Origin of the sequence: Colwellia sp. Bg11-12 (assembly GCF_014076955.1) — a bacterium.
Classification (GTDB): Bacteria; Pseudomonadota; Gammaproteobacteria; order Enterobacterales; family Alteromonadaceae; genus Colwellia_A.
This window is the reverse complement of sequence record NZ_JACGUZ010000059.1, coordinates 314158-337491: the sequence shown is the minus strand read 5'-3', so window position 1 is coordinate 337491 and position 23334 is coordinate 314158. Positions and strand designations below refer to the sequence as shown.

General features: G+C 37.7%; 21 protein-coding genes. 10 read left to right on the top strand and 11 right to left on the bottom strand.

The window, feature by feature from the left end; translation table 11 throughout:
- The first annotated feature begins 59 nt into the window (after nt 1-59).
- A complete protein-coding gene (gene hemL, locus H4J39_RS07410) occupies nt 60-1343 on the top strand; it encodes a glutamate-1-semialdehyde 2,1-aminomutase (RefSeq protein WP_182226937.1) in 1284 nt (427 codons plus the stop codon).
- A 139-nt stretch (nt 1344-1482) separates the two neighbouring features.
- On the opposite strand, the gene H4J39_RS07405 is transcribed toward hemL, so the two are convergent.
- The 4 genes from H4J39_RS07405 to pepB all read right to left on the bottom strand — a co-directional run bounded on the left by H4J39_RS07405 (nt 1483) and on the right by pepB (nt 8461).
- Nucleotides 1483-1878 (bottom strand): hypothetical protein, encoded by a 396-nt coding sequence (locus tag H4J39_RS07405; RefSeq protein ID WP_182226935.1) that lies wholly within the window; start codon nt 1876-1878, stop codon nt 1483-1485.
- A gap of 152 nt (nt 1879-2030) precedes the next feature.
- Nucleotides 2031-4340 carry a penicillin-binding protein 1B gene (gene mrcB, locus H4J39_RS07400; RefSeq protein WP_182223721.1) on the bottom strand — a complete coding sequence of 770 codons (2310 nt, stop codon included), beginning with the start codon at nt 4338-4340 and terminating at the stop codon, nt 2031-2033.
- Between the two features lie 50 nt (nt 4341-4390).
- Entirely contained in the window at nt 4391-6916 is a 2526-nt protein-coding gene (gene hrpB / locus H4J39_RS07395; RefSeq protein WP_182226933.1) for an ATP-dependent helicase HrpB, read from the bottom strand.
- Nucleotides 6917-7171: 255 nt separating this feature from the next.
- Nucleotides 7172-8461, bottom strand: a complete 1290-nt coding sequence (gene pepB, locus H4J39_RS07390; protein ID WP_182226932.1) for an aminopeptidase PepB — start codon at nt 8459-8461, stop codon at nt 7172-7174.
- 295 nt (nt 8462-8756) lie between these two features.
- Here pepB and H4J39_RS07385 point away from each other — a divergent pair, with 295 nt between their 5' ends.
- Nucleotides 8757-9542 carry an ABC transporter substrate-binding protein gene (locus H4J39_RS07385; protein WP_182226930.1) on the top strand — a complete coding sequence of 262 codons (786 nt, stop codon included), beginning with the start codon at nt 8757-8759 and terminating at the stop codon, nt 9540-9542.
- 90 nt (nt 9543-9632) lie between these two features.
- Here the strand turns inward: H4J39_RS07385 and H4J39_RS07380 are convergent, their stop codons facing one another.
- The gene (locus tag H4J39_RS07380; protein ID WP_182223725.1) at nt 9633-10868 is read right to left on the bottom strand and encodes a TonB family protein; all 1236 of its coding nucleotides are present in this window, start codon (nt 10866-10868) and stop codon (nt 9633-9635) included.
- Nucleotides 10861-11235 carry a BlaI/MecI/CopY family transcriptional regulator gene (locus tag H4J39_RS07375; protein WP_182226928.1) on the bottom strand — a complete coding sequence of 125 codons (375 nt, stop codon included), beginning with the start codon at nt 11233-11235 and terminating at the stop codon, nt 10861-10863. The genes H4J39_RS07380 and H4J39_RS07375 overlap by 8 nt, the downstream gene beginning before the upstream one ends.
- 183 nt (nt 11236-11418) lie before the next feature.
- Here H4J39_RS07375 and H4J39_RS07370 point away from each other — a divergent pair, with 183 nt between their 5' ends.
- The 3 genes from H4J39_RS07370 to H4J39_RS07360 all read left to right on the top strand — a co-directional run bounded on the left by H4J39_RS07370 (nt 11419) and on the right by H4J39_RS07360 (nt 13650).
- Nucleotides 11419-11982 (top strand): YSC84-related protein, encoded by a 564-nt coding sequence (locus H4J39_RS07370; RefSeq protein WP_182182171.1) that lies wholly within the window; start codon nt 11419-11421, stop codon nt 11980-11982.
- 203 nt (nt 11983-12185) lie between these two features.
- Nucleotides 12186-12959, top strand: coding sequence for a thermostable hemolysin (locus H4J39_RS07365; RefSeq protein WP_182226926.1), 774 nt, complete (start codon nt 12186-12188; stop codon nt 12957-12959).
- A 31-nt stretch (nt 12960-12990) separates the two neighbouring features.
- Nucleotides 12991-13650: a tetratricopeptide repeat protein gene (locus tag H4J39_RS07360; RefSeq protein WP_182226924.1), complete on the top strand. Its 660-nt coding sequence runs from the start codon at nt 12991-12993 to the stop codon at nt 13648-13650.
- 148 nt (nt 13651-13798) lie between these two features.
- Here H4J39_RS07360 and H4J39_RS07355 read toward each other — a convergent pair whose 3' ends face one another.
- From H4J39_RS07355 to H4J39_RS07335, 5 genes are all read right to left on the bottom strand, one after another.
- On the bottom strand, nt 13799-14626 hold the full coding sequence (locus H4J39_RS07355) for an SDR family oxidoreductase (RefSeq protein WP_220460149.1): 828 nt from the start codon (nt 14624-14626) through the stop codon (nt 13799-13801).
- Between the two features lie 96 nt (nt 14627-14722).
- Nucleotides 14723-15604, bottom strand: coding sequence for a TauD/TfdA family dioxygenase (locus H4J39_RS07350; RefSeq protein ID WP_182226922.1), 882 nt, complete (start codon nt 15602-15604; stop codon nt 14723-14725).
- Nucleotides 15605-15634: 30 nt separating this feature from the next.
- Nucleotides 15635-17158: an AMP-binding protein gene (locus H4J39_RS07345; protein ID WP_182226920.1), complete on the bottom strand. Its 1524-nt coding sequence runs from the start codon at nt 17156-17158 to the stop codon at nt 15635-15637.
- A gap of 310 nt (nt 17159-17468) precedes the next feature.
- Complete coding sequence (locus H4J39_RS07340; protein WP_182226918.1) at nt 17469-17846, bottom strand: hypothetical protein; 378 nt, start codon at nt 17844-17846, stop codon at nt 17469-17471.
- Between the two features lie 260 nt (nt 17847-18106).
- A complete protein-coding gene (locus H4J39_RS07335) occupies nt 18107-18577 on the bottom strand; it encodes an FKBP-type peptidyl-prolyl cis-trans isomerase (protein ID WP_182226916.1) in 471 nt (156 codons plus the stop codon).
- Between the two features lie 185 nt (nt 18578-18762).
- On the opposite strand from H4J39_RS07335, the gene sfsA reads away from it, so the two are divergent.
- From sfsA to folK, 5 genes are all read left to right on the top strand, one after another.
- Nucleotides 18763-19491, top strand: coding sequence for a DNA/RNA nuclease SfsA (gene sfsA / locus H4J39_RS07330; RefSeq protein WP_182226914.1), 729 nt, complete (start codon nt 18763-18765; stop codon nt 19489-19491).
- A 331-nt stretch (nt 19492-19822) separates the two neighbouring features.
- Complete coding sequence (dksA, locus tag H4J39_RS07325; RefSeq protein WP_182175389.1) at nt 19823-20263, top strand: RNA polymerase-binding protein DksA; 441 nt, start codon at nt 19823-19825, stop codon at nt 20261-20263.
- Nucleotides 20264-20303: 40 nt separating this feature from the next.
- Entirely contained in the window at nt 20304-21230 is a 927-nt protein-coding gene (gene gluQRS / locus H4J39_RS07320; protein ID WP_182226912.1) for a tRNA glutamyl-Q(34) synthetase GluQRS, read from the top strand.
- Between the two features lie 212 nt (nt 21231-21442).
- Nucleotides 21443-22825 (top strand): polynucleotide adenylyltransferase PcnB, encoded by a 1383-nt coding sequence (gene pcnB / locus H4J39_RS07315; RefSeq protein WP_182226910.1) that lies wholly within the window; start codon nt 21443-21445, stop codon nt 22823-22825.
- Complete coding sequence (folK, locus tag H4J39_RS07310; protein WP_182226909.1) at nt 22825-23316, top strand: 2-amino-4-hydroxy-6-hydroxymethyldihydropteridine diphosphokinase; 492 nt, start codon at nt 22825-22827, stop codon at nt 23314-23316. Before pcnB ends, folK begins: the two co-directional genes overlap by 1 nt.
- Nucleotides 23317-23334 lie beyond the last annotated feature (18 nt).

Below are 23334 nucleotides of genomic sequence, written 5' to 3'. Positions count from 1 at the left end.
ATATAAGCGATAACAGTTTTACTAACAATCGCTTTATAACTAACAAAGTAGGCAATTTTATGAACCATTCAGAACAACTTTTTAACAGCGCAAAACAAATAATTCCGGGTGGCGTAAATTCGCCTGTCCGTGCCTTTAATGGTGTTGGCGGTACGCCTTGTTTTATTAAGCGCGCTGAAGGTGCTTATATTTATGACGCTGATGATAAGGCTTATATTGATTATGTTGGCTCTTGGGGACCGATGATTTTAGGTCATAACCACCCAGCTATTTTAGCGGCCGTGATTGAAACGGCTAAAAATGGCTTAAGCTTTGGAGCACCAACCGAGCTAGAAGTTACCATGGCAGAAAAAGTGCGTGAATTAGTACCATCAATGGAACGCATTCGTATGACCAGCTCAGGCACAGAAGCAACGATGAGCGCAATTCGGTTAGCACGTGGCTTTACGGGACGTGATAAAATTTTAAAATTTGAAGGTTGCTATCATGGGCATTCTGATTCGTTATTAGTCAAAGCAGGGTCAGGTGCACTAACCATGGGCGTGCCAAATTCTCCAGGTATTCCTGTTGACATTGCCAAGCACACATTAACGGTTAGTTTTAATAATATTGATGAAGTTCGACAAATTTTCGCTAAATATAAAGATGAAATCGCCTGTATTATTGTCGAGCCTGTTGCCGGAAACATGAACTGTGTTCTTCCCGTAGAAGGTTTCCTTGAAGGTCTACGCGAAGTTTGTGATGAACATAAAAGTGTATTGATTTTCGATGAAGTAATGACCGGCTTTCGTATAGCACTAGGCGGGGCTCAAGCACATTACAATATTGTCCCTGATTTAACGACTTTAGGGAAAGTGATTGGCGGCGGTATGCCTGTGGGCGCCTTTGGCGGTAAAAAAGAAATCATGGACTACATTGCGCCTATTGGCCCTGTTTACCATGCAGGTACCTTATCAGGTAACCCTATCGCTATGGCTGCCGGTTTAGCGGCGTTAAATGAATTAAGTATCGGTGACAAGCACGAGCAACTGAGTGCATCAACTGAAAAGCTTGCTATGGGCTTAAAAGCAGCCGCTGAACGCAATGGCGTATCGTTAAGCATTAACTATGCGGGTGCAATGTTTGGTTTTTTCTTTACTGACTCACAAGAGCCTGTTACTACTTTTGAACAAGCAACCGCTTGTGATACAGATAAGTTCAGACGTTTTTTCCATTTAATGTTAGAAAACGGCATCTACTTGGCACCTTCATCTTATGAGGCGGGATTTTTATCGATGGCTCATACTGATGTAGAGATTGAATTAACGTTAGCTGCTGCTGATAAGTGTTTTGCACAGTTATAATTTCAGCAACAGTTTCAGCTTGTAATCGAAAATTACTGTTAATGTGTAAAGATGTACAGATACCTTAAAAACGGGATATTTCAGCAAGACGATACTGAACAAAAAAGGGATAGCTAATCGCTATCCCTTTTTTATGAGTTTAATTTATCTTTACTACCGACAATTCATTTTCTAGCCAATGGTAAGCTTGTTGCCAGCCCAATTCTAAACCTGAAAATACTGGATATTTCCATTGATCAAATGAACGACTCGCTTGGAGTTTTTTGGTCACTAATCTACTTTTTTCAGAATAACAGACAAAAGCAAGCGCCTTTAATCCTTCATAAGAGGCAACAGAAAGTTTTGCTTCATAAGTATAGGTATAATTATTTATACGGTTAATAAGCAAAGCAAAATCGCCTTCGACGTTATTATTCACAAACTCATGGCACTCTTCTACCATCTCCAGTGTCATTTCAACGCCTTCATCGGCGGTAACTTCAATAACATTATTTGCAAATATATTATAGAAGCCAAAACTTAAACGATGTTTCATTTTATACTCACGTATTCATTGAAAAACATATCAATCCATTACGGTTAACTAGCAATCCTTATGCAAGCTAGTTTTGTATACAATAGTCACTGTTTAAAAGACATGCAAGAAATCAGCTAATAAAAAGCCACTATTACACTAAATCTGTAGCCCTAATCGGTAAAAAGCTGCTCAAACCAAGAGAGTTTGTTCTTATTTTTTTCTGCCTTTTTTCCTAAACAATGAGGCTCAATTAACAAGCCTGTTGTTATTGCAGGATAAGTAATCATTTCAGCACACTCTACACTCACCGCTATACCACTAGTAGACTCAAAATCTGTCAACACAACATTTTCAGGCATTAAACGAGCTTTATTGATCACGCCATTTTTTCTCATAAACTCTGCAAATAACACTAACGCACCACTACTTCCGGTTAAGTGGGTCGGTTTGTTATCGTCACGCCCCAACCAAGTGGTGACTAAATTTTCGTTATCATAACCGACAAACCAACTATCTCTTTGCTCATTAGTCGTACCTGTTTTACCCGCGACTTCTGCACCATTTAAACGCCAAGTAAGCGACTTCGCTGTTCCTTCTTTGGTCACTTGTGATAATGCATGGTCGAGTAAATACATACCTTGTGTGGAGAACAATTGCTCTTCTTGTGATTCAAATTGCCATAACGTTACACCTTTCGCTGAAACGATACGATCAATCGCATGGCTATTACTTTTAAAGCCTTGATTAGCGATCGGTAAATAAAGCTGATTAATTTCAAAAGGCGACAAGCTTAAAGAGCCTAACAATATACTTGGTCGGGTAACGATATCGTCAGGATAGCCTAAAACATGAAAAATATTAGCGACATTCTCTAAGCCCAATGCCATTCCTAAGTTGACTGTTGGCACGTTAAGCGATCTCACTAGAGCATCAAATAAGCTGACCTTACCTTCAAATTTCCCATTATAATTTTTGGGTCGCCACTCTTTACCACCATCACTGACAAGTACGATAGGCTCGTCTTTTAATAATGTGGCAAAGTTGTATTGTTGATATCGTTCTAGTGCTGCCAGATATATTGCTGGTTTTATTAATGAACCTATTGGGCGCTTAGCGTCCAATGCACGATTAAAGCCTGCATAGCCTGATTTTTCATCACCCACTAGTGCTTTAACTTCGCCTGACTTTATATCGGTAACCACCATGGCAAGTTGTAACGACTGTCCTTTATTGAGTTTCACTAAATCAGGCATTTTTTTAGCTATTGTTTGCTCTGCGTTCATTTGTGTCGCAATTGAAAAACCAGTAAAAACTCGCACCCCAGCTTGTTGCTGAAAAGTAGAGAGCTTTTCAGCCAGTTCTTTTTTTACCAATTGTAAATACGCAGGAAACTTTTTGTGTATTAAACGACGAGATTCACGGACAGATAAAGGCGAGACGACCGCCGCTTGATAATCTTTTTGTGAAATCAATTCATTTTGATACATTAAGAGTAAAACAAGATCACGTCGCTTTTTCGCCTTGTTAGGGTGCCGCCACGGATCATAATAACTAGGTCCTTTAACTTGTCCAACAAGCATTGCCATTTGTTCAATCGTTAAGGAATGCACTGATTGACCAAAATAAAACTTAGCTGCCAAACCAAAACCATAGATACCATTGGCATAGTGTTGCCCTAAGTAAACTTCATTTATGTAGGCTTCAAGTAGTTGATCTTTACTGTATCTAAGTTCAAGAATAATTGACATAACGGCTTCGTTGACTTTACGCCACAGTGTTTTTTCTCGAGTTAAAAACATATTTTTAACTAGCTGTTGAGTTAACGTACTCCCGCCCTGAACCGTTCTTCCCGCGCGAATATTAGCAATTAAGGCACGAAAAATACCTAAGGGAGAAACCCCAGAATGAAAATAGAAATCACGGTCTTCAACTAACAACAAAGTATCGATAAGTTTTTCTGGCAATGCTTGAAGTGGAACTATTACACGATCTTCTTTGTTTTCAGGAACTAAACGTCCCAGTAAGAACGGTTCAAATGAAAAACGTGTAATTTCATCTTGATCATCAAGTATCGAGAGTATTTTGTTACCTGAAATATGGAGCGTAAATCGCTGTGCAAACGTATTGCCATCGCCAAAATCAAAAGGTCGACGATAGACAATAAGTTTGGTGGTCGACAAAGCAAATTCACCAGGGTTAATCGCTTGCTGCTTTCTCTCGTACCCTGACAAAAGCAAATTTTTCTTGAGTTGATCCAATGATGCTTTATCACCCACTCTAACACTTTCTACTTTCCCATAAACTTGTACGGGAATATTCCAGCGTTGCCCTTCAAATTTATCCTTTACCTTACTGTCGAGATAAATCGCATAAAAGCTGAATAGAAAAATGAATGTAATAAACACCTTCAAAGCGGTATGCCAACACCAATTTACCCAAGAAGTGCTAGGCGTTGTATTTTTTTGAGTCTCTTTTTTCAAATGATTAACCATTCCAAACTGTACTTTTATCGATGAATAAAGCGAACGCTTTACATATGTTTTTTAACACGATTAGTTGCTTGTGCATTGGCTGGGTCGTCTGGCCAAAAGTGTTTAGGGTATTTTGCTTTCATTTCTTTTTGTACTTGCTTGTAGCTCCCTTGCCAAAAAGCGACAAGGTCTTGTGTCACTTGAATAGGCCTTTTAGCGGGTGAAAGTAGTTCGATAATCAGATCAATTCCCTTTTTATGTTTATTGTCACCGACATTAGGCGTAATACTCACGCCATAAAGCTCTTGCATAGGTAACGAAACAATAGGCGCTTGCTCTGCACTGTAACGAATAGGACAGCGTCTTCCTGTTGGACCAACAAAAGATTCTGGAGCGATTTTATCCAATGATTTTTGCTGGTTATAATCAAGTAACGATAATAATGCAGACGACAAATTTACTTTATCTAACTGGGTTTTATTCTTTATATCACCCATAAAAGGGACCAACCATAAAGGTAAGCTTTGTAATAATGCACTTTCTTTAACATCTGGAAAATTTAAATGCCGTTGTGTTTGATTAATCCATCGCCAGCGACTTAGTAACTGTTGATCCTCATCACGCCAATTAAGGTATGACAAACCGTGTTTCTCAATTTGTTGTTGCCATAAATGAGCGATTGCCTGGTGGTTTATTTTCTCGTTACTGGGTTTCTCTGACAAGACAATGGCCCCAAGTACCGTTTGCTGTTTAGCATTAATGCGCTGTGTTTTTGGGTTGTAATTAAGCTGTTTTATTTGTTGCTCAACAATGATTCCCCAAGCAATAAGCTGTTCAATATCAACAGGGGCGGCAAGCCTTACTTGTAATTTTTGTTGATATTCAGCTAAATTAGCAGCAACAATATAAAGTTCACTCGCAAGCGCATCTTGATCATTTATAAACAGACCTTTACCATTTTCAGCCAGAAAATGTCCGTATTGCTCACGCTTTTTAGCAATACGTTCCGGATAAGCTAAGGCCAGTAATACGCCGGTTAATTCAAGTGGTAAACTCGATAAATCAGTAACGAATACTTTATTAACTTTTTGTAAGTGCTTTTTTGTTTGCAGAAAAAATGACTGATACCTTTTACTTTTTGACTGATAAATTAACTCGCTCAAACGATGGCGTAAATCACAATCAGTAAATGCGCGCTCTCCACGAAATATATCTCGGTCTTCAAGTAATGACGCTAATAGAGCCGCGAGGTTTGTGAAGCCCACACATTGATATTTTTTTTCTAATTCCGCCGCTCTAACAATCATTTTAGCAAAGCGAGGATGACAAGCAAAACTAGAAACACTTTTACCAAGTTGGGTTAAATTTCTTTTTTCATCAAGTAACTGCAACTTTTGTAATTCATGCCATGCTTGAGTTTCAACAACTTTTGCAGGGAGTTCCATCATGGGGAGTTCGTTAAGTTTTTTAACCCCCCAACGAGCAGCCTCTATGACCATTGGTAGTAAATCAGCTTGTTGAATTTCGCTAATACTTTGTTCATTTCTGCGATAAAAATCTTCGCTGGTGTAAAGACGAATACATTTACCCGCCATCATTCGCCCAGCACGCCCCATACGTTGTATGGCAGAGGCCTTGGAAATATTACGTTGCTGAAGCTGATTCGTTAATGTTTGTCTGTCGTAAACCGCAATTTTTTCTAACCCACAGTCTATAACCAAATCAATCCCTTCAATGGTTAAACTTGTTTCTGCAATATTCGTCGCTAAAACAATTTTATGTAGCCCTTGTTCAGTCGCGGCAATTGCCTGTTGCTGCTGCACAAGCGTTAAGTCACCATATAAAGGACATAATAAAAAATGTTTCGGTAATAGTTCGGCTAAGTTATCAGCAAGAAAACGAATATCGGCAATGCCAGGTAAAAAAACTAAGATAGAACCTTGATGGGTATTTATTGCGTTTTTGCAAACATTTACCGCATGCTCTCGCCATAAACGACTATTTTTAACTGGTGAATAACTGACGTCGATAGGAAAACTACGACCTTCACTGGCCATTGAAACAGCATCAGGTAATTGTTTCAAAATTTCATTGGTCGCTAACGTTGCAGACATTAATAATATTTTTAAGTCGTTACGTAACCCTTGCTGAACATCTCGCGCTAATGCAAACGCTAAATCTGCATTTAGCGATCGTTCATGAAATTCATCAAAAATAACCAATGCACAATCTTCAAGCTCAGGATCATGCTGAATGATTTGTGTAAAGATCCCTTCGGTGATCACTTCAAGCTGAGTCGTTTTAGAGACTTTACTTTCATTTTTTAGCCGATACCCTACCGTTTTTCCAACTGGCTCGCCGAGTTGTTTAGCTAAAAAGCAGGCAACGGTTTTAGCTGCTAAACGACGTGGTTGTAACAAGTATATTTTTTTATTTTTAAATTGATCAAGGGCTAATAACCATAACGGTAAGCGTGTTGATTTACCTGCACCTGGCGGAGCAGATAACACGAGGGTTTGATACTGCGTTAGCGCATCAAGAAGTTCCGTTTTGATATTTTCTATAGGTAATGGATAAACAGACATTTTAGTTTTATATGAAATATTATGGCGTAACAAGCTGGCTGTTACTCTACCACAAACGTTTCAAGCCATATTGTTATATTTTGTTCACTCGCCATAAAGTAATGAATATAATTTCCTGCTAAGGGTAAAATAAGTCGTCCTAATTATTACCTGCTATATGAATTACTTGTGCATTGTTTGTTGAGATATGGCAACAAAAAAAAAGCACAATAATCTGCATTATTGTGCTTCTAGCTATTAAAAATGAGTGAAAAACTACTTAATTAACTCAGCAATAGTCGCAATACCTAATCCTGTGCCACCGGCGCCCCAAAGACTCGTACTATTACCGTTATAAGCGGCCGCTAAATCAAAATGCAACCAGCCCGCGCCGTCATTATCGACAAAACGAGATAAAAAGCCTGCGGCATTACTTGCACCACCTGCACCACCACCTGGTATAGGACGACTGTTTGCCGTATCTGCAAATTCAGATGGACATTTTTCTTCATGCCAAGGTTCTAAAGGAAGTTGCCATATTGGCTCATTTACTTGTTCCGCGATTTTTTTAGCTTGTTCAGCGGCTTCGTTATCTAAAGTAAATAACGCGTTGTAGTCACCACCTGTTGCCATAACTGCAGCACCTGTAAGTGTTGCAGCATCAATAATAAGAGGCGCCTTAGTTTCGCTAGCGGCTAATAAACCATCGGCTAAAACTATACGACCTTCAGCATCGGTATTGGCAACTTCTATCGTTACCCCGTTTTTATAAGTTAAAATATCACCGAGTTTATAAGCATCATTGCTCACCATGTTTTCAGCACAGCATAAAAATAATTTAACGCGCTTATTTAAACCTTGTCTGATCGCTAAGGCCATCGCACCAGCAACAACTGCGGCTCCGCCCATATCACATTTCATGTCAAACATGCCGGCGTTTGACTTCAAGCTGTAACCGCCACTGTCAAATGTAATACCTTTACCCACTAAACAGGCTGAAACGGCTGCATCAGGGTTACCCGTTGGGTTAAAATCAACTTCTAATAGACACGGCTTATTAATACTACCTTTACCAACATTATAAATGCCCACCCAGCCTTGCTGCTGTAATTCTTCACCTGAGATAAGGTTGCTGGTTACATAAGCGGGTGCTTGTGCATTAATATAGTCAGCCGCTAACTCAGCTAATCTAAGCGGGTATAATTCTGAAGGTGTTTGATTAATTAAATCGCGGCTCCAAGCAAAAACAGCTAATTTGTCGTTCAAGCGATTTACACATTCACTGCTACCCGTAAATTCAACATTAGTTAATTTACCAACACAGGTAAAACCTAAAGCAAAACTCCATTGAGCCTCTTCTTGCCAGTTTTCTCCTGATAAACGCGCGTGCTTCACGCCAAGCTTCTCAATGCTTCGTGCTGCTTTTTGAATTTGTCTTGAAGAAGATCTGTTTGAATCTTTCAAACAAATATAAAGCGCGTTATCAACAAACTGAACAAGGTTTTCACTTTGCCAGTTATCATTATTACTCTGTTTTGATAGGTAAATATTGGTTACTTGGGTCATAAGACTTCCTGAGCATGATAATTATCATCTCTAGTTTATACTTATCCTAAAGTAAAACCGATATTTTTTGAAAAGTCGTTATGGGCTTAATGTAAACTTAACCTAAAAAAATTATCTGCAATAAACTTAGGCGGATACTTGTTGATAATAATAAGCCACTAGCTCAGAATTAATTACGATACTCCTCTCACTATATTTTTATAATTAAGCAGAGAAATACTTACATATTCTTTAAGTTTTTTTACATTATGCTATATTAAAAAAATAATTTTTTTGAGAATATTTTGACATGATCTTGAGCGCAATTAAGATTACCGTGTTTGCAGCTTTGTATTCATTGTGTTTATCACTTTATGCCCAAACTCAGCAACTTAATGTGGTTGGGGAGTATATTTCTGGTGCTACAAATCATGATGGTACTGGGTATCAATTCGAAATGGTTAAAGCTATTTTTGAGCCGCTAGGGTATCAAGTCAATATTAATGTCTATCCCTATCAACGGGCCTTAAAGGAAGTCGAACATGGGCAAGCTGATATGATGATAGGTATGATTAAACATAGTAATATGTCAACTCTATTTTCATTCGTTCCCCATGAAGCAGACAAGATTCTTGCTATCTATCGAGACGATAACGTCTTAAATTGGCAAGGCTTATCAACACTTAAGAATAAAAAACTAGTGATGTTACCGAGCATATCTGAAAATGCCAAAGAACATCTTCCCATACTTAATAATCAAGTTCGCGTCGTAAATACCCCCATTCAAGCGCTTAAAATGCTAAAACATGGTAGAGCTGACTTTATCATTATGACACAAGCTGAATACAGAGACATTGATGACTCAGAAGCGAGATTTAAATCACAAATCATTGGTTTTATCGATATTCATGCAGCTTTCACCGATTCGATTTCAGGCGTTAAATTTAAGAAAGTTTGGGATGAACATTTCATCTCATACTTAAAATCTGACAAAGCCAAGTCAACATTTAATCGTTGGGGGGTATCTAAAAATTATGTGACGACACTTAACTATCTCACGGGGACAACCGATGAAACGCCCCAGCTTTACCCCTTAAAATAGCGCTGAGCTATTTAACAACAAGATATGCCAGTGTTAGTGGTAAAAGGGGTGCTTCAGCACCCCTTTTACCGTCTTACTTACTTGATAAACCTATTGGGTGACCTTAATACGCTCAATTAAGTTTTCAAGTTTCGAATCTTTACCCATAGAAAAGTCTAATTGAACTAACAGCCCCTCAACCTTATGACCAACGGCTGAGTATTTCCATTTTTCTAAGGCACTTACTGCTGATTTGTCAAAAACATAAGCGGGCTTTGCATTCACCACCTCAACATTTGTCACACTTCCGTTTGCGGTTACATCAAACTTTAATACCACTGAACCTTCCATACCTTCTTGTGCCGCTTTTATTGGGTACTTAGGATTCACACGCATAACAGGTTTAAGGTGAGTTGACTCTGTTGCTTTTTCTCCAACATTGTCATGTTGATTTCCTGCGTAACTTAGCCCTGAAAGCAGTGTTATAGTTGTCAGTATTGCGACAACGAGTAATGATTTAGAGGTTTTTTTGTTGGTTTTTAAATTGTTAATTCGTTCTAACATAATTTGTTTATCTCCATGCTTTTTAAAGGATAGTTGGGCGAATGCTAATGACGGTGTCGACTGTGCCGCCACTAATAGTGCTTTACTATAATTAATCCTGCTCTCTTTTGGTTTGCGCGCCAGAACGAGTTGATCACAGGAGAGTTCTTGATCTTGGCGAAACCTAAAATAGGCTAACCAAGCAAGAGGATGGAACCAGAATAACGTTAAGCAAGTTAGCGCCATGAGATTCCAATAAATGTCATTCCGATCAAAATGACAAATTTCATGTTCCAAAATAAGTTTCTGTTGCTCTACACTGTAAAGCTCAGAAAAATTCTCTGGAATAATAAGTTTTTGCTTCACTAATCCAATAAGCATCGGACTGTATGTACTTGAGCTTTGATAGAGTGATACTTTTTGAGGTATAGCTAATGGCATCGATGATTTATCAATGTTCGTTAACTTAAGGTGCTTATTAAATATAGAATAAGTGAGCAACCAATAAGCCATCATTGAAACAACAACACTTAACCATATGTATAACATCCAAGCCACAGAAAGATGCTGCTGAAGCGCCACTGTCGGCTTAACCCAGTAGCGTTTAATTTCAGCGACATTAGAGAGGGTGTTTTGCTGCCATGGCAGTGGTAGGCTATATATAACTAAACCTAAAGGCACCATTAGCCATAATAAGTAAGTATTGCTCGCCCCTAATGATTGTATGAGCCATTTATGCCCAGCCAATAAAATGCTTAGCAACAATGTTAATGGCAAGAGTAACGTAATAAGGTGCTCAATCATTGTCTTGCTCCCATTTTGAAATAAAGAGTTTCAATTCATCGACATCTTCTTTTTTTAAATTATTTGTCTTCGCAAAACCAGCAACTAGCGGTGACACACGTCCGCTGAATAGCCGCTCAATAAAACTTTGGCTTTGCATTTCTGTATAAGCTGTTCGCTCAAGTAGGGGAAAATAAAGGTAATGGCGGTTTTGTTTTTCAAAACCTATCGCTTCTTTTTTTACCAAGCGATTTATCAGTGTTTTTACTGTTTTATCGTGCCAAGGTTTATTTTTATTTAGTTGTTCAATAATGTTATTTGCTGTCGCAGGGTGTTTAACCCATAAAGCCTCTAAAACTTCAAATTCTGTATTAGTAATTTCAGACATATCTATAATATTACAAGTGTAATCGGTGATTAGATATTACACTTGTAATCACCGATGTCAAGTAGATAGATATTTACTAAAATTTTGTGACATCTCACCATATATTAATAAAAATTAACTTTACGGATAAAGTTTATACTCTGTTCTACACTGTAGTTAATTAATGATAAAAGGAAGAATGACATGTTCTCGATCAAAAAATTATCTTGTTTATTTATAAGCTTAACGTTAGTCGCTTGTGCTTCGATAGGAAGTGGCAGCAAAGCAGAAAAACAACAAAAAATTCTAACGATGAAAGAGTCCGTTCTCACGCAACTTTTTGCTACAAAGCCCGACACGCGCAGTCAAATTAACGCTGCTCCAGGGTATGCGGTATTTTCTAATGCCAATATTAATTTAATATTCATGGCTGCAGGAACAGGATATGGCGTTGTTAAGGATATGAATTCAAATAAAAACACCTACATGAACATGGCTGAAGGAGGCATAGGCTTAGGTCTTGGAGTAAAAGACTATCGTATTGTTATGGTATTTCATACCGTAGATGCAATGAATAACTTTATTAATAAAGGTTGGACTTTTGGTGGTAATGCCGACGCTTCAGCTAAGGCCGGTAACAAAGGAGGCTCCGTTGAAGGAGAAATCTATTATGGTGATGTTACGGTATACACTTTTACTGAAAGTGGTTTAGCGCTTCAAGCAACGATTAAAGGTACAAAATTTTGGCAAGACACTGACCTCAATTAACCTGATTAAGTGAATCTTTCAAAATAGCCAGCAACCTCACTAATATTTAAGCACCCTTTGAAAATTTGATTCAAAGGGTTAAGTAGCATAACCAGAAGGTAAAAAACACAGTAAAGAACTGATTCAAAAATCTAAAAGGACTTAAGCTTTCTTTAAGAATCGACGAGTAGACTTACATTATAAACTTCCAGGAGATAGTTATAATGTTATATACAATGTCAAACAGTCAAATGCACGAGATAACGTCAACTGAAAGATATCAAGATTATTCAGACAGATTTATATCTCATCAGCCGCTTTCAAATAAGCACACCTTAAATGAGCACTCAGTAAATCCAAAATTCCTGGGTCAGAAAAAATTTAATTTTGATATTCAAGTGGCTGCTCATGGAGGCGAACAAAGAAACGAAATTGAGCAATTCATTAAACAAGGATTCTTTAAAAGCTATCAAGCGAAAGTCTCTGTAACCATGCCTCATTTGTTGGCTTTGTGTAACGGCACCTATAAAGCCGCTTTAGGTATTCGCAGTGGTCGCGATGATTTATTTATCGAACAATATCTATTAGGCCCAGTTGAGCAACAACCTGTATTTGTTCAAAACAATATCCACCGAAAAGATATTGTCGAAATAGGACATCTCTTTAGCAATAATCAACGCTTCACTCTGCCGTTATTTATGATCACCGCCGTCTCTTTATTTTATATGAATTATAAATATATGGTGTTTTCAGGTACAGAAAAGGTTGTAAATATAATGGCTAAATCAGGCGTTCATTGTACTCACCTTTGTGATGCTCATGAGAATAAAATTCAAACATCTACTGACCACTGGGGCAGCTATTACGCCACAAACCCAAAGGTTATTGCTGTTTCGTTGTCAGATGTTATTGCTTTAATAGCGAAACATCCTACGTACCAGGTTATGTTCCAGTCACTTGATAAACAAATTGCGCAAACATGTCAGCAATTAACTTAATTTTACTTTTGATTAATAAAAAGGTCTTACTATGAAAATCATTACTTTATGTACCATTTTATATTGCTTTGTCGGTAACGTTTACGCAAACAGTGTCACTCAATCTAATTTTGATAATGCGTTAATCACCATACAAGAACGATGGGTAGATGCTAATTATGTTAAAACTAAAAAAGCACAAAAGCTCGATTTTACCGAATTACAACAACAGTCAGCAAAACTGGTCGCTGAATTTCCCAACTATGCCGAAGCTTGGATTTGGCATGGTATTGTTCAGTCTAGTTTCGCGGGTGCAAAAGGAGGATTGGGCGCACTTTCTTTGGCTGATGATGCAAAAAGTGCTTTTGAAAAAGCCTTGTCTATCGATGAAACCGCTTTACAAGGTTCGGCTCACACAAGTTTAGGTATTCTTTACCTTAAAGTCCCAGGGTGGCCACTGAGTTTTGGTGATGAAGACAAATCGGAAGAACATCTAAAAGCCGCGGTAAAAATGAACCCTAAGGGGATCGACATTCACTATTTTTTGGCTGAGTTTTATCTTGAGCAAGACGAATATGTAAAAGCAAAAGAACACCTGTTGTTAGCGCAAGCTGCACCACAACGGCCTAACCGAGTAAGTGCCGATAAGTTTAGACAACAAGAAGTATTGGGTTTACTCAATCAAGTAAATAAAAGTCTCGCGAGCCATTAACCTTAACCACTAATCAACACAAAAAAAAGCTTGAATCTCAATAGATTCAAGCTTTTTTTTTGAATATTTATGTTGAATAAATAATGAGTGGTCATGATATTAAGCACTTAGGCATCCTTGCCTAATTGGTATTGGTATTGGTGATTATTCAGCTATTGGCGTATTTTTTTATAATAGGTAATTGTTTTATAATAGATTTACTGACAAGTGAAGGAAACAACTGGTTAATTCTAACAAACAGTTTTTCTGGCCAACCGATATAACGCTCCTCGTTTGACTCAATGATCAGGTACAACAACTCTTTAGCAACCGTTTCAACTGAATCAACAGCGCTATTAAGTGCTGTATTCAATTCATCAACTTGACGACTATTTAAAGTGGTTTGAGTAGCTCTAGGTGAAAGGTACTTAACTCGAACATTGGTGTCAGCAAGCTCTCTCGACAACGTTTGGCTAAAGCCCCTCAAAGCAAATTTACTCGCACAATAAGCCGTGTACCCAGGAAAACCAATACTGCCATAGGTGGAGCCAATATTAATTATTTGCGCAGAGTCACACTGTTTAAGTAAAGGTAATAACGCTTGGGTTAATTGCATAGGTGCGATGGTATTTGTAGTAATAATATTATTTATTTCACTTTCGCTAGCTTGTTCAAACAACTTAAATTGGCTCACGCCAGCATTATTAATCAGTAAATTAATTTCAAAAGGTAATGATGCTAATTGTTCAATTAAATGATCACGCTGTGCTTGCTGTAAAATGTCGACCACAAAGGTAACCACTGAGTTTTTGGCTTGTGGGTTTAACGCCATTAATTCGTTTTTTAATTGCGCCAATTTTTCTTCATTGCGCCCCACTAAAACCAAATTTGCACCTGAGCTAAACAATAAGTGACTAAACGCCTGTCCAATACCTCCTGTGGCACCGGTGAGTAAAATATTTTTATTCATCATTTTTTGTGTAAATTGACTAGCCATCTGAAAACCTCTTTTAAAATTTTTTCAATCAAGAGTTAACCTTGATTGAAGCTTTAGATAAAACATTGCTTAATAATTGCTGTAACAACGTAATGGTTAGTAACCCATACCAATAAAAAGATTTCTGTCATTTAAGTTACCGATAATAGCTCTTCTACCATGGAGTACTCGCTTATTATTAATGATGGCTATATCACCATCTTGCCAATGAATTTCTTGAGTATACTTCTCCGCTAATTCAGTAGTTTCTTTAATTAATTCCTCACTTACAGGTTGTCCATTAGCAAAAGTGTAGTTAGGTTTTTCATAATTAAAGGAAGGGCCCAATAGCGCATTTGCAAAGGCAAATTGCTCTGTTTGATTTTTTCCAAGCAAAGAAGCGTTTTTCATCGGTAAACACGGCATTATATCTAGCTCGTAATCTAAACTATCATCAGCATTTATTGTGCCTCTTTGATGCTTATTAATCGCTATAAAGTCAGCTAAATGCTTTTCAGTCACGTTACTTACACTGTTAACGTCTGGGTGCTGGTTAACGACATACTGTCGCCAAAGATGAGACGGTAAACGTCGTGAAACAGTCACTGTTTGCTGCCATGCTTGCTGTAATTCAACCGGCATATTTTGAAAAAGCTCAGCACCATCACACAAGGTTGTTTGAGATCCTTTTTTAGCACTTTTCGCACTATAAAAAGCAACAAGATTAGGTGGAAAAGGTGTATTACCATTTTCTATATGCAAACCAACAGGATCTACACCAGCATTCACTTTTTGACTAGATTTATCTGCAAATTCACGCGCGGGATCAAACGTTAATTCATGACAGAACTGTTTTAATAATTCACTAAACTTAGGCAAGCTAGCACTAAAACCACGCAAGAGTACCCAACCACTATCATTTAATGTTTGCTTGATTTGGCTAATAATCTCAATATCATTAAGCTCGATGTTATTGGTAGAAGAAATAATGTTTTTCATAAAGGCATCCTAATAATAAATTCTGTAGCGTTAGCAATAAAGTGCAGCAAGTTTGTCTTCGTACATCAACTCAATGTTCTTTCTTTTTAAACGTCCGTTACTTGTTAGCGTATGATTTTGAACACTAAAGGGAGCATCAGCGATCAGCCAATGATGAATCTGTGCATAATCAGGTAGACTTTTATTAACTGCATCAATAGCCTGTTGCACTGCAAGGTCATTTTTATCGCGGGTAACGACTATTGCCGATAATGCTGGACGTGCTTCACCAAAAACCGCCACCTGAGAAATGACAGAAGACGACGTTAAACTAGCCTCAACCCATTCAGGAGAAATATTGCGACCAAAGCTGCTCACAATAGTGTTCTTTTTTCTGCCTGACACATAAATGAAACCATCAGCATCGATATAACCTAAATCACCGGTATGAATTTGTTTGGCTACTTGGTCTAATTCACCTAAATAACCCAGCATTGCTTGACCATCAATAATGATTTCGCCATCTTGGGCAATACTGACACGCGCATGAGGCAGCACTTTACCGACACTGCCTACTTTATGTTGTTTTGGTAGATTAAGACTAACCACCGAACAGCATTCTGATAAGCCATAGCCTTCATAAACAGGTAATCCAGAATCTATCGCTTGTTGTAAAATATGTGGTGATGATTTACCTCCACCTAGTGCGATAAACGTTAAGCTTGCGCATTTAGCTAAAATTTCTTTATTTAAGGCATGCACTAAATGTTTTAATATTTGTGGTAATAAAATAACGCTACCCACCTGATGTTGAGCAATTTTATTTACCAACTTTTCAATATCGAACTCAACATTAGAAACAAAACCTAGCATTGCTAGTGGCGCGGTTATAATCGCCCCACCTCGCAACAAGCCAATATAAACACCAGCAATGTTTTCTAATAACGTGGCTAACGGCATAACACATAAATGATCTGCTATGCCCATTTCAACCATTGACGCTTCAATTCCTTCACATACCGCAGCAATATTAGCGCTTGATAAACAAACGCCTTTAGGTTCGCCAGTAGACCCTGAGGTATAAGTCACTTTAGTGATACCGCTCATATTGTTAACGACATCAACTTTGCTATTAGAACGTTGTTCTTGGGATAGGGGCAATAGCACGGTATCAGCAAGCGGTAAAAGCGTAAGTTCGCTCTCGGTCGTAAAATTTAAGTGTTTATTAGTGCCAAGAGCCATCATTAAGTTTCGCTTGGTTATAATTGCATCTACATGTGCACTCTTCACTAAATGACCAATTTGTGTTGCGGTAAAAAATAGTGGGATCGGCACCAAGGTAATGCCCAGTTTAGCCGCAGCTAAATCACATATAATCCACTCTGAGCAGTTGTCCATAAATAAACCAACACACGCTAAGTTTTGCGCTTTAAAAGCAGCCTCTACTGCCGCGATTTTTTGCACTAATTGTTGATTAGTCGTAATAATTTGTTGATCCCCCAGATCCGAGATTAGGGCTGGTTGATGAGGAAATAAATCAGCACGAGCACGCAATACTTGAAATAGCTTTTCCATGAAATGTTCCTTTCGATGAAGCAATGAGGATATAACTTAAGACAAGTATCTACGATTAAGCTTAACGAATGCTTAAGAGAATTTTTTAAATGATGGTAGTAATTTTATGGGGAAGGGCTTGTTATGCTGGTACTGCGTTTGAGATTGTTAGTTATTGACCTAATAGCAAAGGTCATAACAACTCAAAATTTTGCATTAGCGAACGGCATAATTATTACGAGGTGTAATTGGCTTTACTGTTGTCGCGATTATGGTATTAATTGTCAAAGCATAGGGGATTAATAAGCGTTTTTGCGCTGTAACAATGTCATCACTGTTTCTTTAACCAAATTAATGCATCATATTCATTGTCAAAGTACTCAATATTTTGACAAGCTTTCGAAGGTACCCATTGCTGGTCAATATTTTTTATTACCTGGGAAGTGATTACGATAGCTTTTGCCACCATATTTTGACTATTTAACCACAAATTGAATTCATTGGAAGTGTTAAACGCCTCAGGGGTTGCACCGTTCAAATTTGAAAGGTTGGCAAGTATCAGAAAACTTTTTTGATTAAGAGAGTTAATTATTGCCTTTGTTTTTTGCGATACATCATTAGCTCCATATTCATTAAAAGATCCTATCAATGTAATATGTATAATATTTTCTTTTAAGATTATCGTGTTATAACCATGTTCTACAGTCAATTCAATTCTCCGATGATATAGCCACTCCTTGGTTGTGTTGAGTGAAATAGACTCATATTTATCAGTGTAACTGAGTTAGATGAAATATGGGTTTTTATCTTTCATTGGTGTAATAAACATTAGGAATATATGGGGAATAGAACTCGCTATCAGCTGATTAACTATTGGAGTATTTTCTGAGATTAAAAGGCCTTATAAAATTGGTTAGCAACAATATTTTCACTATTGCTAACTCATTACGACATCAATACATTATAAGTTTAATGAATATCCAATAACGTTACTTCAAAAATAAGCAATGAGCCCGGTGCAATTTTACCCGCAGCACTATTGCCGTAACCTAAATGTGAAGGAATAAAAAATTTGAATTTATCACCAACCACCATTAATTGAAGCCCTTCTGTCCAACCACTTATCACTTGGTTTAAACCAAAACTGATGGGTTCACCACGGTCTACTGAACTGTCAAAGACAGCACCATTTAATAAAGAGCCATGGTAGTGTACTTTTACTTTCGAACTAACGGCTGGGTGAACAGTACCTTCACCTTGTTGTAACACTTGGTATTGCAGACCAGATGCTGTTTCGATAACATTTTCAATCGCTTTATTTTTTATTAAAAAATCGTTACCTATTGCTACATTTTCAACCGCTATTTTTTTATTATTGATGTTTCTAAAAATAAAAAATATCACCAGTGCAATCACAGCAACCCAAAAAATATATTTCATAACCATCTCACTCATTTAAATAATGATATATTCTAGCATTAGATTTTGCTAACGATAAGGCTAACTAACCTATTAATAACATCATGGTTAGGCGTTTTCAAAGTATGCTCATTGTAATTTCTTTACAACTTTCTCACACAAATTAGTGATAAAGTGAATAATTATAACTTACACTTTTATACCTTATGAAAATTAACCTTAAAAAAGCGACGCTCATTAAACGCTACAAACGTTTTCTTGCCGATATCATCTTAGAAGATGCTAGTGAAACCACACTACACGTAGCAAACACGGGAGCAATGACAGGTTGTGCTACTGAAGGTGACATTGTCTGGTATAGCACTTCTGATAATAAAAAACGTAAATACCCATTCAGTTGGGAGATAACCCAAACACAAAAGGATCACTATATTTGTGTCAACACCTTACGCGCCAACCAACTGGTTGAAGAAGCCATTACAAATAAAGCGATTAATGAACTGCTCGTTTACACAAATTTACGGCGAGAAGTTAAATACGGTGATGAAAATAGTAAAATAGACTTCTTGCTCACCGATGAAAATAACATTGAAACTTACATTGAAGTTAAAAGTGTTACCCTACTTGGAGATGGACCCGAAAATAAACAAGGCTACTTTCCTGATGCTGTGACACTTCGTGGTCAAAAACATTTACGTGAATTAATAGAAATGAAACAACAAGGGCATCGCGCTGTTTTACTTTTTGCGGTATTACACAGTGGTATTAATAGTGTTATGGCTGCAAAACATATTGATGCTGAATACGCAGCACTCTTATCAAAAGCCATCGAGTACGGCGTTGAAGTTATCGCTTATAAAGCCAACTTTAGTACAATAAGATCAAACGTAACCGTGTCTTTGGTACAACCACTACCTGTTAAAATTAATGACTAAGATCAGCACTGAGTCAAAAAAACAGCTAAATACATTGACTTACCCTAGCAAAAATTGTTAAAAAAGCTTGCTCAAAAAAAATCATTAGAAGTTATGAATTAAAAAATACTTTTTATTTTACCGAATTAACCCGCAACCGCTTGATTTAAAAGTAATAAAATTATTTTTTCAGTTAATTAAAATCAAAACCTTGAATTTCAACGCGAAGAACGCAATATAGACTGGGTATTTAAGGTCTATTATTATTGGCAATTGCAACCACGGGTGTAGCTTTTAATGAAAGAGCAACAACTTCGCCATGTAGGTCGATGTAGCATTTAGGAGAATAAGCATGCCAGCCAAAAAAGTACTAGGTATTTTAGCATTAGCGGGCGTATCGCCATACGCTGAGAAAGCCAACGAAGAGTACATGAACGCTGCTCAATTAGAGCATTTCAAGAAAATTCTTGATGCTTGGCGTGTACAACTTCGCGAAGAAGTTGACCGTACCGTTATGCATATGCAAGACGAAGCAGCAAACTTCCCTGATCCGGTTGACCGCGCAGCCCAAGAAGAAGAGTTCAGTTTAGAGCTACGTACACGTGACCGTGAACGCAAGCTCATTAAAAAAATTGAAAAAACATTACAATTGATTGAAGAAGATGAATTTGGCTTCTGTGATTCATGTGGTATTGAAATTGGTATTCGCCGCTTAGAAGCACGTCCAACAGCTGATTTATGTATTGAATGTAAAACACTTGCTGAGATTAAAGAACGTCAATTAGCCGGTTAATTGCCTGATTAAATCATATTACTGATAACGTGCTCATTATATGACTCACGATAAAATTAATATTTCACGGCCATTGAATTTGAGTAAATCTTGTACTCAATATCGTGGCCGTTTTGCCCCATCTCCTTCAGGTTATCTTCATTTTGGCTCCTTAATTGCGGCGCTTGCCAGTTACTTACATGCGAAACATCAACAAGGTTTATGGTTGGTTCGTATTGAAGATATAGATCCACCTCGTGAAATGGTGGGTGCAAGCTCTGCTATTTTAGCAACCCTCGATGCTTACGGACTCCACTGGGATGAACCTGTTTTATATCAAAGTCAGCAAAGTGACTTATACCGAAACGTTTTAGAACAATTAGCTGAGCAAAAACTCACTTATTATTGTCAATGTACGCGCGCACAAATCAAAGCTCTGGGTGGAATTTATCAAGGCCAATGCCAGAATAAAAACCTATCACTCAAAAACAGCGCTACTCGCCTACACAACCAACAAGGCATTTTTCACTACTTTGATTTAATACAAGGTGAATATTTATGCCACCAAACACTCGCCAAAGAAGACTTTATTTTAAGCAGAAAAGACGGTTTATTTGCTTATCAACTTGCTGTAGTTGTTGATGATATTTATCAAAACATTAGTCATGTCATTCGTGGTTGTGACTTACTTGAACCAACGACAAGACAGTTAAGTTTATATCAGCAATTAGGTTATCAAGCGCCACAGTTTGGCCATGTGCCTTTAGCCGTTACTGAACCAGGCTTCAAACTCAGCAAACAAAATAAAGCCCCAGCAATTAATAATAAAAACCCTGTACCTTCATTAATTTCAGCCCTTAATTTTTTAGGACAAAAGGCACCTAACGAACTCCATACTTATTCTGTTGAGCAAATAATACAGTGGGCAATAGAGAATTGGTCCACAGATGCGATCCCAAAAAAGCAGGAAATTACCTTTACGAGATAAATATTGTAAATAAAACTGTTGTTTGTTGAATTTTCAAACGTTTTATATTCTCTTTTATTGCCCTGTGTTATATTATTACAGCCAATAAAAACGTGAAACATAGCGCCCTAATATGTTTTCGTCTTCCCAAATTAAATTATCCAATCAAGGCCAGTATTATTAAAAGCGTGATCAACTTGTGTAAAAGAGTATTAGGTAAAGCCTCAAAAAAAATGGCTATCAGCTCAACTAAAAATCAGCCAACTTCAGGCTCTACCGTGTTAACACGCGACCAGCATAATGTTTCTCGTAAAAAAATGAGTAACAATGCTTTAAAAGTACTTTACCGTTTAAATAGTGGCGGCTATGACGCTTACTTAGTGGGCGGAGGTGTTCGTGACTTATTACTTGGTTTAGAGCCCAAAGACTTTGATATAGCAACTAATGCTACACCTGAACAAATTAAAGAACTCTTTCGTAACTGTCGGTTAATCGGTCGTCGTTTTCGTTTAGCCCATATTGTTTTTGGTCGTGAAATTATTGAAGTGGCTACTTTTCGTGGGCACCATGAAAATGCACCAGAAAAAGAACAAAGCTGTCAAAAAACATCAAAGCAAAGTGAAGATGGTATGTTACTTCGCGACAATATTTATGGCTCTATTGAAGAAGATGCCGAACGTCGTGATTTTACTATTAACGCACTTTACTACAGCGCAAAAGACTTTAAAGTACATGATTTTGCCGATGGCATTAGTGACATCAACGCAAAATTAATTCGTTTAATCGGTGATCCACAAACACGTTATCGTGAAGACCCTGTTCGTATGCTTCGTGCCATTCGGTTTGCAACTAAGCTCGATATGACTATTAGCCCAGAAACAGAAGCACCTATTAAAGAATTAGCGCCTTTAATGGCAAATATCCCTGCCGCAAGAATGTTTGAAGAATTTCTAAAGCTATTCATTTCAGGTAAAGCGCAACTTACTTTTGAACAATTGAGAAAATATGACTTATTTCGTTATTTTTTCCCTGCAACGGATCAAATGCTAAATGCAGGCACACACCCACATATCGAACGTTTTATTGTTAAAGCTCTAAAAAATACCGACAGCCGCATTAATAATGAACAACGAGTTACCCCTGCATTCTTATTTGCGGCTATGCTTTGGTATCCGCTACAAAGTCATGTTAAACGTTTACGTGCCGCACAGCCACAGTTGTCACCACAAGATATATTTTTTGCTGGATTAAGCGAAATAATGTCAGAACAGCAACGTAGTATCGCTATTCCAAAACGTTTTCAGGCGGTAATGAAAGATATATGGATCCTTCAAGATAAGCTTGGTCGCAGAGACGGAAAACGTGCTTATAAAGCATTAGAACATCAAAAGTTTCGAGCGGGCTACGACTTCTTATTATTAAGGGCTGAAATTGAATCAACACCTGAAGATACTTCACTAGAAGAATTATCAAAATGGTGGACTGACTTTCAAGTTAATGACCACAACACTCAGGAATTGATGATAAAAAGTATTGCACAATCACGTACAACCAGTCGCAGAAGCCCAAGAAAACGCAGAGTTGTTCGCGAAGATAAATCGAGTAGCAACGATTAATGGCGCTAGCGTATGTCGGGTTAGGCAGTAACTTGTCTGACCCTGAAAAACAAATTAAACATGCTGTAGCATTATTGTCCCATATCAAAAATACTAAACTTAGTGACCTTTCTTCGCTTTATTTTAGTCGCCCAATGGGACCGCAAGATCAACCTGATTATATGAATGCCGTAGCAGCGTTGCAAACCGAACTTAGCCCCTTAGAGTTACTGGACGAATTACAGGCAATCGAAAATAAGGCGGGCCGTGTTCGCAAAGATAATCGCTGGGGCGCTCGTATCCTCGATTTAGATATACTCTTATTCGATAATGACATAATTAACCATCAACGCTTAACCGTGCCTCATTATGGGTTAGAGCTGCGTGAATTTGTATTATTGCCTCTAGCGGAAATATCACCAGAACTCATGCTACCCAATGGAAAAAGTATTTTAGCACTTAGCCAAGATATCGATACCAATGGATTGAAAGTTCATAGCAAGTTGCGATAATTTAACATTTATGCGAAA

What these genes read in the sequence shown, in the direction of transcription:
- H4J39_RS07380 (WP_182223725.1), bottom strand. Translation starts at nt 10,868, where the DNA reads ATGATTGAGCACCTTATTACGTTACTCTTGCCATTAACATTGTTGCTA.
- H4J39_RS07375 (WP_182226928.1), bottom strand. Translation starts at nt 11,235, where the DNA reads ATGTCTGAAATTACTAATACAGAATTTGAAGTTTTAGAGGCTTTATGG.
- hrpB (WP_182226933.1), bottom strand. Translation starts at nt 6,916, where the DNA reads ATGTCTGTTTATCCATTACCTATAGAAAATATCAAAACGGAACTTCTT.
- H4J39_RS07345 (WP_182226920.1), bottom strand. Translation starts at nt 17,158, where the DNA reads ATGGAAAAGCTATTTCAAGTATTGCGTGCTCGTGCTGATTTATTTCCT.
- folK (WP_182226909.1), top strand. Translation starts at nt 22,825, where the DNA reads ATGGCGCTAGCGTATGTCGGGTTAGGCAGTAACTTGTCTGACCCTGAA.
- H4J39_RS07335 (WP_182226916.1), bottom strand. Translation starts at nt 18,577, where the DNA reads ATGAAATATATTTTTTGGGTTGCTGTGATTGCACTGGTGATATTTTTT.
- gluQRS (WP_182226912.1), top strand. Translation starts at nt 20,304, where the DNA reads ATGACTCACGATAAAATTAATATTTCACGGCCATTGAATTTGAGTAAA.
- hemL (WP_182226937.1), top strand. Translation starts at nt 60, where the DNA reads ATGAACCATTCAGAACAACTTTTTAACAGCGCAAAACAAATAATTCCG.
- sfsA (WP_182226914.1), top strand. Translation starts at nt 18,763, where the DNA reads ATGAAAATTAACCTTAAAAAAGCGACGCTCATTAAACGCTACAAACGT.
- dksA (WP_182175389.1), top strand. Translation starts at nt 19,823, where the DNA reads ATGCCAGCCAAAAAAGTACTAGGTATTTTAGCATTAGCGGGCGTATCG.
- H4J39_RS07360 (WP_182226924.1), top strand. Translation starts at nt 12,991, where the DNA reads ATGAAAATCATTACTTTATGTACCATTTTATATTGCTTTGTCGGTAAC.
- pepB (WP_182226932.1), bottom strand. Translation starts at nt 8,461, where the DNA reads ATGACCCAAGTAACCAATATTTACCTATCAAAACAGAGTAATAATGAT.
- H4J39_RS07405 (WP_182226935.1), bottom strand. Translation starts at nt 1,878, where the DNA reads ATGAAACATCGTTTAAGTTTTGGCTTCTATAATATATTTGCAAATAAT.
- H4J39_RS07365 (WP_182226926.1), top strand. Translation starts at nt 12,186, where the DNA reads ATGTTATATACAATGTCAAACAGTCAAATGCACGAGATAACGTCAACT.
- pcnB (WP_182226910.1), top strand. Translation starts at nt 21,443, where the DNA reads ATGGCTATCAGCTCAACTAAAAATCAGCCAACTTCAGGCTCTACCGTG.
- H4J39_RS07370 (WP_182182171.1), top strand. Translation starts at nt 11,419, where the DNA reads ATGTTCTCGATCAAAAAATTATCTTGTTTATTTATAAGCTTAACGTTA.
- H4J39_RS07350 (WP_182226922.1), bottom strand. Translation starts at nt 15,604, where the DNA reads ATGAAAAACATTATTTCTTCTACCAATAACATCGAGCTTAATGATATT.
- H4J39_RS07355 (WP_220460149.1), bottom strand. Translation starts at nt 14,626, where the DNA reads ATGGCTAGTCAATTTACACAAAAAATGATGAATAAAAATATTTTACTC.